At 33.9% G+C, this 16625-nt stretch carries 18 protein-coding genes, 1 tRNA gene, 1 pseudogene and 1 riboswitch; of the genes and pseudogenes, 10 read left to right on the top strand and 10 right to left on the bottom strand.

All coding sequences use genetic code 11. The features are described 5' to 3' along the window. Positions 1 to 236: 236 nt before the first annotated feature. Both GQ589_RS12285 and GQ589_RS06270 read right to left on the bottom strand, forming a co-directional pair. Positions 237 to 465 (bottom strand): annotated as a pseudogene (locus GQ589_RS12285) (integrase arm-type DNA-binding domain-containing protein); the annotation flags it as partial. A gap of 164 nt (positions 466 to 629) precedes the next feature. Continuing rightward, positions 630 to 701 (bottom strand) — tRNA-Arg (locus tag GQ589_RS06270). 126 nt (positions 702 to 827) lie between these two features. On the opposite strand from GQ589_RS06270, the gene GQ589_RS06265 reads away from it, so the two are divergent. Next, entirely contained in the window at positions 828 to 1586 is a 759-nt protein-coding gene (locus GQ589_RS06265) for an MlaA family lipoprotein (protein ID WP_160399659.1), read from the top strand. Positions 1587 to 1769: 183 nt separating this feature from the next. Here the strand turns inward: GQ589_RS06265 and GQ589_RS06260 are convergent, their stop codons facing one another. Together GQ589_RS06260 and GQ589_RS06255 are read right to left on the bottom strand one after the other, a co-directional pair. Continuing rightward, positions 1770 to 2585: a TIGR03915 family putative DNA repair protein gene (locus GQ589_RS06260; RefSeq protein ID WP_160425190.1), complete on the bottom strand. Its 816-nt coding sequence runs from the start codon at positions 2583 to 2585 to the stop codon at positions 1770 to 1772. Between the two features lies 1 nt (position 2586). Further along, on the bottom strand, positions 2587 to 3867 hold the full coding sequence (locus tag GQ589_RS06255) for a putative DNA modification/repair radical SAM protein (RefSeq protein ID WP_160425187.1): 1281 nt from the start codon (positions 3865 to 3867) through the stop codon (positions 2587 to 2589). 257 nt (positions 3868 to 4124) lie between these two features. Here GQ589_RS06255 and fabB point away from each other — a divergent pair, with 257 nt between their 5' ends. Further along, entirely contained in the window at positions 4125 to 5336 is a 1212-nt protein-coding gene (fabB, locus tag GQ589_RS06250) for a beta-ketoacyl-ACP synthase I (protein WP_160425186.1), read from the top strand. A 426-nt stretch (positions 5337 to 5762) separates the two neighbouring features. Here the strand turns inward: fabB and GQ589_RS06245 are convergent, their stop codons facing one another. The 5 genes from GQ589_RS06245 to coaA form a co-directional block, all read right to left on the bottom strand. Then, positions 5763 to 6443 carry a 7-cyano-7-deazaguanine/7-aminomethyl-7-deazaguanine transporter gene (locus GQ589_RS06245; RefSeq protein WP_160401663.1) on the bottom strand — a complete coding sequence of 227 codons (681 nt, stop codon included), beginning with the start codon at positions 6441 to 6443 and terminating at the stop codon, positions 5763 to 5765. A gap of 47 nt (positions 6444 to 6490) precedes the next feature. Then, entirely contained in the window at positions 6491 to 7147 is a 657-nt protein-coding gene (gene queC / locus GQ589_RS06240; RefSeq protein ID WP_160425184.1) for a 7-cyano-7-deazaguanine synthase QueC, read from the bottom strand. Positions 7148 to 7176: 29 nt separating this feature from the next. Then, positions 7177 to 7650: a preQ(1) synthase gene (gene queF / locus GQ589_RS06235; protein ID WP_160425183.1), complete on the bottom strand. Its 474-nt coding sequence runs from the start codon at positions 7648 to 7650 to the stop codon at positions 7177 to 7179. Between the two features lie 3 nt (positions 7651 to 7653). Continuing rightward, positions 7654 to 7698: riboswitch (PreQ1 riboswitch) on the bottom strand. A gap of 125 nt (positions 7699 to 7823) precedes the next feature. Beyond that, positions 7824 to 8276, bottom strand: a complete 453-nt coding sequence (locus GQ589_RS06230; protein ID WP_160425181.1) for a DUF1090 domain-containing protein — start codon at positions 8274 to 8276, stop codon at positions 7824 to 7826. 16 nt (positions 8277 to 8292) lie between these two features. Further along, the gene (gene coaA, locus GQ589_RS06225; protein ID WP_160401660.1) at positions 8293 to 9228 is read right to left on the bottom strand and encodes a type I pantothenate kinase; all 936 of its coding nucleotides are present in this window, start codon (positions 9226 to 9228) and stop codon (positions 8293 to 8295) included. A 170-nt stretch (positions 9229 to 9398) separates the two neighbouring features. Here coaA and yihI point away from each other — a divergent pair, with 170 nt between their 5' ends. The 3 genes from yihI (at position 9399) to GQ589_RS06210 (ending at position 12491) form a co-directional block, all read left to right on the top strand. Next, positions 9399 to 9899, top strand: coding sequence for a Der GTPase-activating protein YihI (gene yihI / locus GQ589_RS06220; RefSeq protein ID WP_160425179.1), 501 nt, complete (start codon positions 9399 to 9401; stop codon positions 9897 to 9899). A gap of 299 nt (positions 9900 to 10198) precedes the next feature. Next, complete coding sequence (gene hemN / locus GQ589_RS06215) at positions 10199 to 11569, top strand: oxygen-independent coproporphyrinogen III oxidase (protein WP_160425177.1); 1371 nt, start codon at positions 10199 to 10201, stop codon at positions 11567 to 11569. 112 nt (positions 11570 to 11681) lie between these two features. Further along, positions 11682 to 12491, top strand: a complete 810-nt coding sequence (locus tag GQ589_RS06210; protein ID WP_160425174.1) for a hypothetical protein — start codon at positions 11682 to 11684, stop codon at positions 12489 to 12491. Positions 12492 to 12606: 115 nt separating this feature from the next. Here GQ589_RS06210 and rsmC read toward each other — a convergent pair whose 3' ends face one another. Further along, positions 12607 to 13647, bottom strand: coding sequence for a 16S rRNA (guanine(1207)-N(2))-methyltransferase RsmC (rsmC, locus tag GQ589_RS06205; protein WP_160425173.1), 1041 nt, complete (start codon positions 13645 to 13647; stop codon positions 12607 to 12609). A gap of 88 nt (positions 13648 to 13735) precedes the next feature. On the opposite strand from rsmC, the gene GQ589_RS06200 reads away from it, so the two are divergent. From GQ589_RS06200 to GQ589_RS06180, 5 genes are all read left to right on the top strand, one after another. Further along, positions 13736 to 14137, top strand: a complete 402-nt coding sequence (locus tag GQ589_RS06200; protein WP_160425171.1) for a DNA polymerase III subunit psi — start codon at positions 13736 to 13738, stop codon at positions 14135 to 14137. Then, entirely contained in the window at positions 14112 to 14573 is a 462-nt protein-coding gene (gene rimI / locus GQ589_RS06195) for a ribosomal protein S18-alanine N-acetyltransferase (protein ID WP_160411664.1), read from the top strand. Before GQ589_RS06200 ends, rimI begins: the two co-directional genes overlap by 26 nt. Before the next feature lie 20 nt (positions 14574 to 14593). Then, entirely contained in the window at positions 14594 to 15235 is a 642-nt protein-coding gene (locus GQ589_RS06190) for a thiamine diphosphokinase (RefSeq protein WP_160425169.1), read from the top strand. A gap of 70 nt (positions 15236 to 15305) precedes the next feature. After that, entirely contained in the window at positions 15306 to 16097 is a 792-nt protein-coding gene (locus GQ589_RS06185; protein ID WP_160425168.1) for a hypothetical protein, read from the top strand. Next, complete coding sequence (locus tag GQ589_RS06180; protein ID WP_160411661.1) at positions 16098 to 16604, top strand: surface-adhesin E family protein; 507 nt, start codon at positions 16098 to 16100, stop codon at positions 16602 to 16604. The last annotated feature ends 21 nt before the right edge of the window (positions 16605 to 16625 follow it).

The raw sequence follows: 16625 nt of genomic DNA, 5'->3' as shown, positions 1-16625 counted from the left end.
ATGTGGCATAATCAGCAAATATTTAGTGATTTAAAAGAGAGAAAACAAGAGCTTAAATGATTTATTAATTTTTATAATACCGTTAAACAGCATAAAGCGATTTCAGGGGAAACGCCTTATGAGTTTTTAAAAGATTATTTTAACCATGATGTGTAAACAACTCGGCGTTTTCCTACATATTAATGATTTTTTCGTTCTTGTGGATCTATACCTTGGCTTACTAATGTTCTATATTATTCCTCACGTTTTTGCCTAGCCTGCTGTAATGTAACTTTAGGATAACTACCAAAACTAACCAAAATCCTGTTATTAGAGACTAGGTTAATAAATTAAATCACCATATCTTTGAGCTATTCACTTTGATGAGTATACAGTCCATTGCCATCGGACAAAGTGTAATGCTTATCCTTTAGTTTTTTTTGGGGTAATTTGAGTATCATTTAAAGGTTTTATTATCTTTGCCATGTTATACGTTTTTAAGTTATATCCGAGCGTATAACATAACATATAACATAAAAATTTGAATTTTGCTAAATCTTATTGAATTCAGATGAACCTTCAAATCATTATAAAGCTTGTTTCTATTGCTTTTTTTGAACGTTTTTGAATTTTATTGAATGGTATAATTCTGACCCCAGCAGGAATCGAACCTGCAACTAGCCCTTAGGAGGGGCTTGTTATATCCATTTAACTATGAGGTCATAGGGGCGCTCATTTTAATAAATTTATAAAGATAATGCTATTTAAATAACGAAAAATTTTTTATTTTGAGTAATCATGATACAATTACACCATATTTAATCTTATCACTTTTAAACGAAGATATTATGAAAAAACGAATAGTTAGTATGATGTTTTCTGTGATGGCACTAACGAGTTGTGCCACTTATCAGGCCGAAACTAATTCCTATAGTGATCCGTTATCTGGCTTTAACAAAACCATGTTTGATGTTAACTACTATGCGCTTGATCCTTATGTCTTACGCCCTGCTGCAGTAGCTTGGAAAGATTATGTCCCTACTCCTATTCGTACTGGTGTGGTTAACTTTTCATCTAACCTTTCTGAACCCGCTTCGATGGTGAATAATCTATTACAAGGTGATGTTCATAAAGCAGGTACACATTTAGCACGATTCTTTTTAAATACTGTTTTCGGTTTTGCTGGTTTAATGGATGTTGCTAGCATGTCTGATCCACAATTACAAAAAGGTGGAAAACGAAGTTTTGGTGATGTTTTAGGTCATTACGATGTCCCTTATGGCCCTTATGTTGTGCTACCATTTTATGGATCAGCAACGTTAAGAAACGAAGGTGGTCACGTAGTTGACACCCTTTACCCACCGCTTGTTTGGTTAGACTGGCAATGGGCATTAGTGCGAGGTGTGTTTGATGGAGTTGAAGCGCGTGCTGTTGCGATCGAATATGAAGATTTAATTAAAAACAGCGATGACCCTTACAACTTTATGCGCAATGCCTACTTCCAACGTAACGACTTTGTAGCATCAGGCGGTAAAGTCGATGAAAGTAAGCAACAACAACGTGAAGAAACCATTAATGATTTTATTAATGATATCGATTCACAATAACTTTTATTAAATTAAATAAAAACCGCGCTAATAATAGGCGGTTTTTTTATTAGTGCTGATGCTATTTGATTCATCAATAGAAAACATATCACTTACTTGTGAACAGCGTTAATTTTATTTTTTTGTATATTTATTTTTCAAGTTACTGTAAGTCATATCTATAAACCATTTTAGTTAAATGTTTTATTTTAATACTGGTCTCATTTCTGGCAGATAATGCCAAAATCGACTTGGCATCTGTTGCCGTTGTAATTTAGGATTGATACGTTCTTTGATAGTTAACGCATTGCAATAGCGTTGCCACATGGTTTGAAATAATGCTTCTTCTTTAGTTAGATACTGCTGATTAACTTGGTTGTGAATAATCAAATCATCCTTATTAATAAGCGAAACAGGCTCAACAGTGTGTAAATTATAAAAATAACCATATTCACGCTTTTCGTCATATATCGCCCATTTTTGATCGGCAAAGCGCTCTTTAAAAAATCTAAGTACTAATGGCAATACATTATAAATAGGAGCGATAACCGAAAAATACACTTTATCATTGTTATCATGATGCTCAAACTCACTGTTAAGTGGATTACTAATAGCATTAAAGCGTATAAATTGCATCACACGATGCCGTTCTCGACTTACTTTTTTTGCAATATCATGCACGGTTAACACATCATGATCAGCAAAATCGGTTTCGATTGATTGAGATGATTTAAATACCTTACAAATATAACGAAAAACAGTCAAATCGCTTTCGGGTAATTCTGATAGCCACACATACATTAAATGGCGAAGTGCAATTTTACTGACCTTTTTAATTAATGCTACACGCACTCGCTGATATTTAGACTCGCTAAATTCGACATGATGCCTGTCAGATACTAACAACGGCTCAATCTGCTCTACCGTTAACAAGCATTCGGGCATTTTTTTCAGTTTAAACGCATCAAACACCGCACATAACAGTCCTTCAAAACTTTTATCGTAGTAAAACGCTAACACCCTACCACCCCATCACCAATTGCTGAGGAACATTATTTTGCTTATCTTCTAATAAAGATCGTTCTTGCAAAGGCTGCTCTTGCAAAGTAAGTCGGATATAATCGGCCGAAGAATCAAGTAATTTAAACTGTTTCATTTCGTGACACACAACAAAAAACTTGGCACGCTTTAAAACCACCCCAATACGCTTAAGTGCCTCAAAAGTCAGTTTACGATGACGTCTTGCCATCACAATTAACTTTGCTGATTTAACCCCAATACCCGGAACACGCAAGATTTTTTGATAACTATCACGATTAACATCAACAGGAAAATACTGTGGATTACGAATTGCCCAAGCCAGTTTAGGATCAACCGCTAAATCAAGATCAGGATACTGATCGTTCACAATTTCATCGACATTAAAATCATAAAAACGTAATAACCAATCCGCTTGGTATAAACGGTTTTCACGCACTCTGGGTACGTCTTGGACAACGGGCAAACGTTTATCGTAACCATTTACAGGAATAAAACCCGAATAATAAACTCGCTTCATGCTTGGTCTTTTATAGAGTTTAGAAGTTAATTGCAAAATTTGCTTATCTGACTCATCTGTCGCACCTATAATCACTTGCGTACTTTGCCCTGCGGGTACAAATTTAGGGGTGGATCGAAATTTTTTGCGATCTTCGATATTTTCTAACAAATTTTGATGAATTTGGCGCATTGGTTGATAAATGCTTTGATGATCTTTATCGGGCGCTAATAATTTAAGATTTTCTTCGGTTGGAATTTCTAAATTAACACTCATTCTATCAACCAACAAACCTGCTTGATCAATAAGTTCATTACTTGCACCAGGGATCGCTTTCATATGAATATAACCATTGAAGCCATGCTCATTACGCAAAATTTTTACCACTCTAATCATCTTTTCCATCGTATGATCAGGGCTTCTTACAATGCCAGAACTAATAAACAAACCTTCAATATAATTACGGCGATAAAATTCAATGGTCAAATCGGCCAGTTCTCTTGGTGTAAAGCCTGCTCTTGGTATATCGTTACTTTGTCGATTAATACAATAAGCACAATCAAACATACAATAATTGGTCAGCATAATTTTAAGTAACGAAACACATCGACCATCAGCAGTAAATGTATGACAGATACCAGATTTATGCGCATTACCAATACCTTTACCTTTGTTGCTTCTTGACGCACCACTTGACGAACAAGAAATATCATATTTTGCCGATTCGGCTAATATTTCAAGCTTCGCTACCGTTTTTTCATTCATATAAAAACCGCCAACAACACTGTTTATAAATACAGTATTATAGCGATATTACTATTCTATGCAACCTGATAGTAGTCTTAAACCAAATAGTCTTTATTTGACAAATAACCAAATTAACTATTTTTATATAAAAAACCAATTGGATAAAACATTATTAGAAATAAAAAAAGAACCAAGGTATTGTTCAGCTTACAAGCGTACGCTATAATTAGCACACTTTCTGTATGAAGCCAAATAACTTAGGAGCTAAATAGTAAATGAAACGTGTTGTAATTACAGGGTTAGGAATTCTTTCTAGTATTGGGAATAATACTAAAGAAGTTTTAGAATCACTAAAAATAGGTCGTAGCGGTATTACTTTTTCCCAAGAAATGAAAGATAGCGGAATGCGTAGCCATGTATGCGGAAATGTTAAACTCGATACAACCGGACTGATTGATCGTAAAATTGTTCGCTTCATGAATGATGCTTCTATTTATGGTTATTTAGCTCTACAACAAGCTATTGAAGATGCCAAATTAACACCAGAGCAAGTATCTAACCCTCGTACTGGGTTAATTGCTGGTTATGGTGGCTCAACCAAAACGCAATACAATGTTGTTGCAGGTATGAAAGAAAAGGGATTACGTGGCGTAGGACCTTATGCGGTAACCAAATCAATGTCATCAGCCATTTCAGCTTGTTTAGCAACACCATTTAAAATCAAAGGCATTAGCTATTCAATGACATCAGCTTGTGCAACATCAGTTCACTGTATTGGACATGCAGCAGAGCTTATTCAACTTGGCAAACAAGATATTGTATTTGCAGGTGGTGGTGAAGAACTTTGTTGGGAAATGTCATGCGAATTTGATGCCATGGGTGCTTTATCAACCAAATATAACGACAACCCAGAAAAGGCATCACGCGCTTATGACAAAAACCGTGATGGTTTTGTTATTGCGGGTGGTGCAGGCATGGTTGTAGTTGAAGAATTAGAGCACGCGCTTGCTCGTGGTGCCCATATTTATGGCGAACTTGTTGGCTATGGCGCAACATCAGATGGTCATGACATGGTTGCCCCATCGGGTGAAGGCGCAATGCGTTGTATGCAACTTGCTATTCAAGATTTAGATGTTCCTGTTGATTATATCAATACTCACGGCACATCAACACCAGTGGGTGATGTTAAAGAATTATGGGCAATTAAACAAGTATTTGGCGATAACATTCCAGCTATTTCATCAACTAAATCAATGACCGGTCACTCACTAAGTGCAACTGGTGCGCAAGAACTTATCTATTCATTGTTAATGTTAGAGCATGGCTTTATTACCCCAAGTATTAATATTGATGAATTAGATGATGCTGCAATTGGCATGAACATTATTACTGAACCAACTGAGCGTGAATTAACAACTGTCATGTCAAATAGCTTCGGTTTTGGTGGTACAAATGCCTCAATTGTCATGAAAAAATACAAAGCTTAGTAAGCAAATTTAATTGATATCAAACAATAAAAAAACCGTTCTAGATTGAACGGTTTTTTTATTTTTAATAATCAAGCACAAAATAGTTATAGTACTTTACTTAAGAATAACTGTATTCGTTCATTTTGTGGATTTTTGAAAATCTGCTCTGGTGAATCTTGGACTTTGGGTGAATAGAATAATTACAGTGACTACGTTTGAGTGAGGAAATTACAGCGAATGCTTTTAGCAATTCACGCTTTAAGTTTTTTTGTAAATTGCTTTTGCTTTTTACTTTTTTATTAAAAAACAACGCAATTACCACTCAAAAATCGGTCAGGAAAGGTATTGATTTTATTGAAGTTTTTTTGATAGTCGAAAGCACCTCTTTTAACTAATATAAGGGGATTTCAATCCCCCTTAATAATAAAAAGCAGATGATAATAATCAGTTAGCTTTATAATCTGCCACTAATCTTTTTAAAATAAAATTCAAAATCACCCCATAAAGTGGTAAGAAGAATAATCCACAAATTAGAATTTTAAAACTATAGTCCATTAACGAAATTTCGGCCCAGTGGTTTGCCATAAATTCGTCACTACTTTGATAAAATGCAATAGCAAAAAAGACAACGGTATCAATAGCATTTCCAAAAATTGCCGATGCTGTTGGGGCAACCCACCATGATTTGTTTTTTCTTAAATAGTTAAAGACAGTAATATCCATCAATTGTCCAACTAAATAAGCAGCAAAGCTAGCTAATGCAATACGAAAGACAAAGCTATTAAATTCCGCTAATGCCGATAACCCAACCCAATGGGTTTCAAAAAATAATACCGAAATAGAGTATGAAAATAGCAAGGCTGGAATCATTACTACAAAGATAATCTTTCTTGCTAAACTTGCACCATAAATTCGAATGGTTAAATCGGTAGTTAAAAAGATAAACGGAAATGTAAAAGCTCCCCATGTGGTGTGAAAACCAAAAATATCAAACGGGATTTGGACTAAATAATTGCTTGAAGCAATAACTAAAATATGAAAAAAGGCCAACCAGTAAAGGGCTTTTTGTTGTTGTTTACGAGTAAAGTTTGTTTCTATCGATTCTGAATGAGTGTTCAAATACATCTTTTTTTCCTTTTTAATGGGGTGAGAGAACCCAGTTGTTCATTAATTTATCTAGTCTTAGCCATATATTCCTGTAAGCCCTTATCACGCAGTAGGCAACTAGGGCATTTACCACATCCCCCTTCTACACCGTAATAACAGGTGTGAGTATGTTTTTGAACATAATCAAGATAACCTAGTTTATCGGCCATTTCCCACGTTTGGGCTTTGGTTAAATACATCAGTGGCGTAATAAGATTAAAGGTATAATCCATAGCTAAATTCATCGATACATTCATTGATTTAATAAAGATATCGCGACAATCTGGGTACCCACTAAAATCGGTTTCGCAAACGCCAATAATAATGTCACAAATGCCTTGTTGCTTAGCATAACAGCCAGCTAAAAGTAAAAAGAGCATATTGCGCCCGTCAACAAAGGTGTTGGGGTAGTCGCCATTTTGAGCAGCTTTGATCTCTTGAGTGTTATCAATAAGCGCATTGTTAGTGGTTTGTTTAATTACTGATGTATCAATGACGGTTTGCTTTATACCTAAATCTTTGGCAATCCATTCGGCTTTTTCAAGCTCAATGGCGTGGCGTTGACCATAGTGAAAGCTGATTGCTTGGACGTTTTCACGCCCATAATCAGCAATGGCTTGTAGCAAGCAAGTGGTTGAGTCTTGCCCGCCCGAAAATATAACGAGTGCTTTGCGAGTTTGCATTAACGGTTCCTGTTTAGATAAATTATAGATTAGCGATTATCGACTTTTTCAGGATAAAGATCGTGATTAGCTAAACGGTTTAGTGCAATTTGTTCCCAATTAGTGCCAGTTTTACCATAGTTAGCATATGGATCGATTGAGATCCCACCGCGTGGTGTGAATTTGCCCCAAACTTCAATATATTTAGGATCCATTAGTTTAATCAAATCTTTCATAATGATATTAATGCAATCTTCGTGGTAATCACCATGATTCCGGAAGCTAAATAAGTAGAGTTTTAGCGATTTGCTTTCGACCATTTTGATATTAGGTACATACGAAATATAAATCGTTGCAAAATCAGGTTGTCCTGTTATTGGGCAAAGACTGGTAAATTCAGGACAGTTGAATTTAACAAAATAGTCGTTATTTGGGTGTTTATTGTCGAATGTTTCTAGTATTTCAGGACAATAGGTCGTTGGATAGCGAACGGACTGATCGCCTAATAGTGTAATTTTACTCATGCTGTTTCCTTAGTTTTTTAGCGTGGGAGGTTTACGAACCACGTAACAAGCCGCACACCATACTCTTTTTAAATAAAAAAGTCTAGTAAGGCTAAGATATTATGCAGAAGCCTAAATATCCCCCAACACTAGTCGCTAGTGATGGGGTTTATGATAAAAACATTATTGCAAAATCAGTGCGACACGCTGTTAGTTGACTTATTTTTTTCGATTTCTTTATAAAATTTAGCTAATTCAGCTTTGACTTCATTAAGTTCTTGCTTGGCATCGATTAATTTTGTTTGTTGTTTGGTCATTTTTTGTTTATTACCTTTTGTTTTTGCCTGCTCCAATTCGTGGGTTATTTGGGTAACTTTATCTGTTTTTTCTTGGACTCTTTTTTTGTATTTTTCTTCTAAATCATTATTTGAACAATGATTATTAATATCTTCTAATGCCTTTTGAAGACCTTCAACTTTGTGAGTGTTGGAGTGATTTTTGGCTTGTTCAATTTCGACTTCAATAGCCTGTTTTTTGCCTTCACAGGTTAGCCCTTCTACATGGTCATAGGCATTAGCACCAATTGAAAATAAAATAGCCAAAGTGGTTATGCTTAATTTAGTCGCTAATCGAATTACTGATTTCATATAGACTCCTATTAGTTTATTTTCTTAACTGAATCAAATCAACTTTATGATCTTTACCTTTAGTTAAAATTAAGCTTGCCCTTTCTTTGGTTGGTAGGATGTTTTCAATTAGATTTAATTCATTAATTTCACGCCAAAGGCGATTAGCAATATCGATCGCTTCTTGTTCTGGTAGCTGTGAATAATGGTTGAAATAAGAGTTAGGGTCACTAAAAGCGCCTGCTCTAAATTTTAAAAACCGGTTCACATACCAATCATGTAACAATGGTAATTCAGCATCAACATAAATTGAAAAATCAACATAGTCAGACACAAAAACACGGTTATTAGCTTGGGTATAATTTATGGTGCCTTGTAAGACATTTAATCCTTCAAGAATCAAAATATCAGGGCTATCAATAACAATTTCTTCCCCTTCAACAATGTCATAAACTAGATGAGAATAAACTGGCGCTTTGACTTTATCTTGTCCTGATTTGACATCAGCAACAAAATTAATGAGTTTTTTAATATCATAAGATTGTGGAAACCCTTTTTTATTCATAATACCACGTTCTTCAAGGTATTTATTGGGGTATAAAAAGCCATCAGTTGTCACCAATGCGACTTTGCGGTGTTCTGGCCAGCGAGTTAATAATGCTTGCAATACACGAGCAGTCGTACTTTTACCCACCGCAACACTACCAGCTATACCGATGATGTAAGGAATTTTTTGGCTTTTACCTAAAAATTTAGATAATACCGCCTGCCGACTAAAACTGTTACTGATATAATAATTTAATAATCTTGATAGAGGTAAATAAATTTCACTGACCTCATCGATTGATAAGTCTTCATTAATACCTTGTAAAGAGGTGATCTCTTCCGATGTTAGCGTCATAGGTACCGCATTACGCAAACCTGCCCATTCTTGGCGATTAAACTGCATATAAGGGCTTAAATGATTTTTCATTTTATTGTGTTCTCTAATTAAATCTAACTAATTTATTGCGCTCAGATTATACATGAATCTCTTTTTTTACAATCATAAATTATGCATAGTGTGTCTATCATAGCTATATTTTAGACTTACTGATAAAATATGCTTATTGATAAGTAACCCTAATATTAGACCGAGATTGTATGTTAAAAAATAAATCAAAACAAAAAGCGAAAAAGAGCCGTCAAGAGATTAATGAAGAGTCTCGTGAACTGAAGCGTAAACGTAAGCATAAGGGCTTGCCGAGCGGATCACGTTTTAATAATGGCGAATCCAACAAGAATAAAAACACGTCAAAAGTGGTAAAGGATCCGCGTATTGGTAGTAAAAAACCGATTTCTTTAATTGCTGAAGATTCTAGTAATAGAGTAAAACCAGTTAAGCAATCTAAACCCATTAAAATGGTTTTATCGCCACAACAAGAATTAGAACAATTAGAAAACGATCCAAAATTAGATATGTTACTTGATTTAGTCGAGCAAAATAGCAAACTAACTAAAGAGCAACAAGCTTATCTTGACAGCAAATTAAATCGAATCGACGAATTGATGCAAGAGCTTGGCTATACCGATGACGACTTTGATGAGCTTGAAGATCAAGACGAAAAGAAAGAAGATATTGTCAGTTTGTTAAAACGTAACTAATGATAAAATATAAAACCATCTGTAATAGTGTTTTTCAATATGGGCAAGATGCTAACTTTAACAACGGTTAAATATTTGCCCGCAATTCAAACCTGTAAATTAATAACCTAAAAGCGAGCCAACCATAATGCTAATGTTAATTATGTTAAGTTTATATTTTGGGTTATTAATTTGTACATTGTTATATTTAAATAAAACAAATCGCATTAAAATTAAAACTAAGATTAGAACTCAGCAAAAACCACTATTAAAACGACATAAAAATAACAACAACTATAGACTTAAACGGAAGTAATTAGATGAGCAATACGCAATTATGGGATCAAGCATTAATTGAAAAATATAACTATTCTGGTCCAAGATATACTTCTTACCCGACAGCACTTGAATTTAATGAAAATTTCAATGAGCAGGATTTTTTATCAGCAGCAACAGCTTATCCTACAAAGCCATTATCGCTTTATGTGCACATTCCGTTTTGCCATAAACTTTGTTATTTTTGTGGTTGTAATAAGCTCATCACTCGTCAAACGCAAAAAGTTACCAAATACCTTGATATTTTAGAGATTGAAATTGCCGAACGTGCAAAATTATTTAATAATCGCACAGTAACCCAGTTGCACTGGGGGGGGGGTACGCCAACATTTTTAACAAATGATGAAATATCTCGTTTAATAGCATCATTAAGAAAGCACTTTCATTTTGCTCATGACGCTGAGCTATCAATCGAAATCGACCCTCGTGAAATTACCCCCGAAACGATTGATCATTTAGCCCATGTTGGCTTTAATCGATTAAGTATGGGAATTCAAGATTTTAATGATGAAATACAAAACCTAATTAATCGAAAGCAGGATGAAAACTTAATCCGTGCACTAATTGAGCAAGCGCGTAAAAATCATTTTCATTCAATTAGTTTAGATCTTATTTATGGTTTACCCAAACAAACCGTTGCCAGTTTTACTGAAACATTAAATAAAGTCATTGCTATTTCGCCCGATCGGTTAAGTGTCTTTAATTACGCCCACTTGCCTAGCCGTTTTGCAGCACAACGTAAAATTAAAGATGATGATTTGCCTAATGCCAATCAAAAATTGCAAATTTTACAAACCAGTATTGAAAAACTCACTAATGCTGGTTACCAATTTATCGGTATGGATCATTTTGCTAAACCTACTGACGAATTGGCTATTGCCCAACAAGAAAATAAATTACATCGTAATTTTCAGGGATATACCACGCAAGGAGATGCCGATTTACTTGGGCTTGGGGTTTCTTCCATTAGTATGCTTGGTGATAGTTATGCACAGAATCAAAAGGATCTAAAACAGTATCAAAACCAAGTAGAAAATTTGGGTAATGCACTATGGAAAGGGTTTAATTTAAGTTTAGACGATAAGATCCGTCGTGATGTAATTAAACAACTTATCTGCCATTTTCATTTAGATAAAAATGTTATTGAACAGCAATACCAAATTCAATTTGATGATTATTTTGCTGAAGATTTAAAATTACTAGCGCCATTGCAAAAAGATGGCTTAGTCGCAATGAATAAGCAAGTGATTGCAGTCCAACCTAAAGGACATTTGCTAATACGCAACATTTGCATGTGCTTTGATATTTATATGCGGAAAATGGCACGGCAACAGCAGTTTTCTAGGGTTATTTGATTTGATTATCATTAAACATTACAATAATTAATTACTATTAAAGATTAACTTTTAAGTTAGCAACTTAGTATTTAATCATTAAGTTTCAATTATAATAAATAAGGAATATAAAATGGAATTGAGAAATAAATTAGTAGAAGTATTTCCTACTCGCCCTTTAAAGGTTATGAAACTAAAGCAAGAAGGCTTATTTCATCAACTAAGAAGATTACTTGTGGCAATATTTTGCTTTGCGTTCGTTTTGTTTATGGCCATAAGAAATTATCCTGGATTAATTGATGATTATAAAATATCACAGAATCCAGTTGTAGTTGACTATGATGTAGAAGGAACATGTCATGCAAGACGTATGGTTGATAACTGTTCAGTGAAAATTACTACTAATACAGGACAAATTATTAAGCGTGACTATACTTTCATTGGGGGGCACAAAGGAAATTATCAAGTTGTAACTGTGGCTTCGGCCGATGATCCTTCACTAGTAACACTCAATTTAGCTATTGATAATATGCGGACTGTATTTGTGGCTACTACTGGTCTTATTCTTTTATTGTTGTTGGCTACATGGATGAGTTTAGCGTGTTTCTTTAGAACACATAAAATGATAAAAGTTATCAAGGAAATTAACGGGCAAAAATTAACACCAGTTATTGTACCTGTTAAATTATTCTCTTATGGTAAAATAATAACAGCTTTATATCGTGCAAGCAATGCACAAGGAATAAATGCTAAATATGCAGCCAATTTTAGTAAAGACTCAAACGGTGGACCAATCATTATAGGTGATAGGATTAGAAATAAATGTAATGCATTGGCCGTAGTCGGAGAAAGCAACTCTGTTCCTATTCTTCTTGACCAAGAATTTACGCGCTGTGATTTTACCTATAATGAAATGCAGGCATTAAAAGAGGCGCTTTCTTAATCCAGATACTATATCAATAGTAGTGAAATCAGTTTAAGTCTAAATATTTACATTTTATAAATAGGGCGATAACATCGCCCTATTTTTTTAAACAAAATAAACAAACTGCACTTAATTAATGGCTTGCTAAATAAACCTTAAATTTAGTCGTTTGTGCAATCACTTCAACGCTTTTGAATGTTTCATCTAAAATGGTTTGATACGGTAAAAATGAATTTGCCACAATGCACAAATAGCCATTTAATTTTAGATGTTTTTTTGCTTCTTTGATTAACGTATTAACAGCCGTGTAATCGGTCTGTTTTCCATCATGAAAAGGTGGATTAGAAACAATTAAATGATATTTATCATTTAAGTTAGAAAAAACATCACTCGCCACAACGGTTGCTTTTACGTTGTTATTATTTAGTGTCGCTTGACTTGAAGCAATTGCTGCACTGCTAACATCTGATAAAGTTAATGTAATTTCGGGATATAATTTACCAATAACCGTTGATAGTATACCTGAACCACATCCCACATCTAATACATTACCTTTTATAATGTCTGAATGTTCAATTAATGCATTTAAAAGCAGTTCACTACCAGCATCCAAGCCTTTTTGACTAAACACGCCTGGTAAACTTTTAATTTCGATATCTTGATTTTCGATTGTTAAATGATAGCTTAACCACCATTCATTAAGATCAAATGCCAAACGATCTTCAGCTTGAAAATGGTATAAACCACAACGCCTTGCACTATCTATTTTTTGGATTGTGCCAAATTGATTTAATAACGCTTCAACGCTTTTTACGCCTGTTCTATTTTCACCAATAATAAAAATATCACTGCCTTTTGGCATATTGTTTAATAAATAAGAGAGTTGAAACTGTGCTTCACTTTTTGTTTTTGGCCAATAGTAAATCAGTGTATCCATGCCGGCATATAGTTCAGCTTCTGGCAACAATGAAAAATAGGTATACTTGCCACGAGCACTATTTTTTAAACGTAAATAAGTATGAAATTGTGTGCAATGAATCTTAACTTGATTTGCCGACATCATAGCTGGATAACTGTCTTGAATGTCACCAGCGATGATCACATTTTTATCGTAAAAAAATTCTTGATGACGCTCAAGTACTTGACTTGCTGGAGTAAAAACGGATGTGGACATATTTCCTCAATGAAAAACCTTTATAAATTGATGCGTTGATTATACAATTAACTATCTTTAATCTCTAATAAAAAACAGTAAGTCGATAATGACGCAACAAGATTGGTATCTAAAGCAGTGTAATATTACACAATATGTTTTGCGTAATACAAATGCCTTTAAAGGCAAAATTGCCACCCAGATTAGCAATAAAATCCGTTTGATTGTTGTTGCCAAAGCGCAGCCAACTCAAAAAATCTATTTGGATATATTAAATGCGATTCGTCTTACTCAAGATCAGGTGTTAGTATTAACACCATCTCAGCTTATTGTACCAGCAAGTGATATTAAAACCGTAGTTTGGTTTATTGATATAAAACCAGAAGAATCTTGGCAAAATCCATTAACCATTCAAACTGCTAGCTTAGATCAGCTAGCTAAAACACCACAACAAAAACGCCAACTTTGGCAACAATTATGTCAATATGAAAACTATTTCCACCCTAACTGAGCATGATTTAACAAAAGCTTTTGAATTAGAGCAAATTTGTCATGCTATTCCTTGGTCAAAACAGACATTCTTTTCAAACCAAGGTGATCGTTATTTAAATTTTAAAATAACGGTTAATAAGCAAATTGTTGGATTTTGTATCTGCCAACAGGCTTTTGATGAAGCTAATCTATTTAATATTGCCATCCACCCCGATTTTAGAAAGCAGGGATTGGCAAAGGCTTTGCTCAATCATTTAATTGAAGCGTTACTCACTATAAAATCACCCTGCCCGATTTCAACGCTTTGGCTTGAAGTTAGGCAATCAAATAGCCCTGCAATTGAACTGTATCATACACTAGGTTTTAACCAAATAACGGTTCGAAAAAACTATTACCCAACAATCGATGGCCATCAAGAAGATGCTATCATCATGGCTTATACACTCGCTTCATAAACAGATAAAAGGAAATAGTCATGAAAAGCAATACCGTACTGTTATTTGTCAATGGTGAACCACCCAAGTTTTATCCAACAGATATAGATGACTATACTTATATTGCCGCAACCGATGGTGCTTACCATAACTATTTATCAACATCGTCAATCGAACCTGATTTTATTATTGGTGATTTGGACAGTTATAACCTTAATAGCACAATTCCCTCTAAAACCAAAATCATCCATACCCCCGATCAAAGTAAGACTGATTTTGAAAAAGCTATTTTATTTTTAGCTAGTAAAGAAATAACAAAATTTGATATTTATGGTGCGAGTGGTCATGCTAGCGATCATTTTTTGGGAAATATTTCTGTCGCAATTAAATATTACTGTCAGTATCAAATCACTTTTTATGATAATTATTGCCGTTTTTTTCTTGCCAAACATGAGCAAAAAATTGATAACGTAAAAGATCATACTATTTCATTAATACCATTTTCTAAAGTAACTCAATTAACCATCACTGGTTTTCAATATCCTTTAATTAATCAAACACTATCATTAGGAGGAATAGTTAGTTTACGAAATAAGGCAATTAATGACTTGGTTAAAATATCTTTTGAAGAAGGTTATCTCATGGTTTTCATTGAAAATTTACGCAATTATGACCTACGTTGACATTAATATTTACATTACTTTACAATAGCCGTCTAAATAATTAGTTTAATTATGGTCAAAAGGACTAACCATGTTTTTAAAAAAAATTTCTGTGCTTGTTTGTGCTTCACTTTTTTCTTGTGTATCTTTTGCACAAACTAATAATGAGTATATTGAAACAGATCAGGTAATAGACACCTTTCTACAATGTGATAGTCAGTTTTACACGCAACTTGATAAACATCAAAAGTCGATAAAACAATATGTCGATTTAGCAACCACAACTGATAATGTCACTTATATCCCCGTCGAATCGATTCATCAGGCCGATAAGAACAAAATTATGTTTAAAAAGCCATTAGAGTATCAAGGTTTGAAAATTATTGGTTATCAAAACATCTATGTTCCAACTGCATTATCTGGTCATTACCTTTACTGGGGTTTTATTTTTGATAATCAAGAAGATGAAGTTAAAAACACTTTAAATAATATTAACTGGTTAGCCTACAATACTAATACTTATATAGCAAACGCTAAAATTTATGACTTAAATGCAAAATCATCAGAATGGAAAGACGATCCTTATGCTATTGATGGAGTTGCACCAAGATTTGGAACAATTAATAAAGCACTTTATCTAGAAAAATTTGCTACTAATCAAAGTAGTGTTTTTTGTTCTATTCAAGGCGATTTAAAAAAAGAAATCCTTCTTGAGGGTCGCCCAGATTTAAAAATAATCATAGAAAAACAAGAGGCTGAACAACAAGAACGTATTAAAACATATAAAGAAAAAATGCAAAAAGAAAAAGAAAAAGAAAATCAACAATCTCAACCACAAACTAATACGACAGAAACGACTTCAAAAGATGGAGATAATATTTAAATGAAAAAGATCAGTTTATTTTTAATTCTCTTTTCTTTTGCAACATTCAGTCATGCAGTTGAAGAAAAAAACAGTACGGATACCCAAACAAATACAGCAGTTGAAAGTTTAAAAGATCCTAGAGTAGGTAAACAATTTATTCCTACCTCCAAATCGAAAGAAGATAACATTATTGGTTATTCGTTTTTAGATAGACAATCAATTAAATTTCATCCTTTTAATAACCGAATTCGTGTATTTAGTGAAGTGACCAATTACAGCCCTGAACTCAGACAAAAAAATGATGATGGTACTGAAACACTCTATAATTCTATCAAAATTGATTATTATGCTAACTGCGACAAAATGGAGTTGGCAAAAGGTAAATTAAGTACTATCAAAAATAACTTTGGTGACGGCGAATTAGTTAATACAATTGAAATACCAAATCGCTGGAGATCAATAACACAAGATAATGAACAACGTAAGTTGCTTGTTATTGCCTGTTCTTTACCTCTTGCTAATTAATAACAGTTAATTGGGTGCTTT

The organism is Gilliamella sp. Pas-s27, assembly GCF_009795865.1.
GTDB lineage: Bacteria > Pseudomonadota > Gammaproteobacteria > Enterobacterales > Orbaceae > Gilliamella.
The sequence above is the reverse complement of the archived record's forward strand: the minus strand, read 5'-3'. Positions and strand labels throughout refer to the sequence as shown.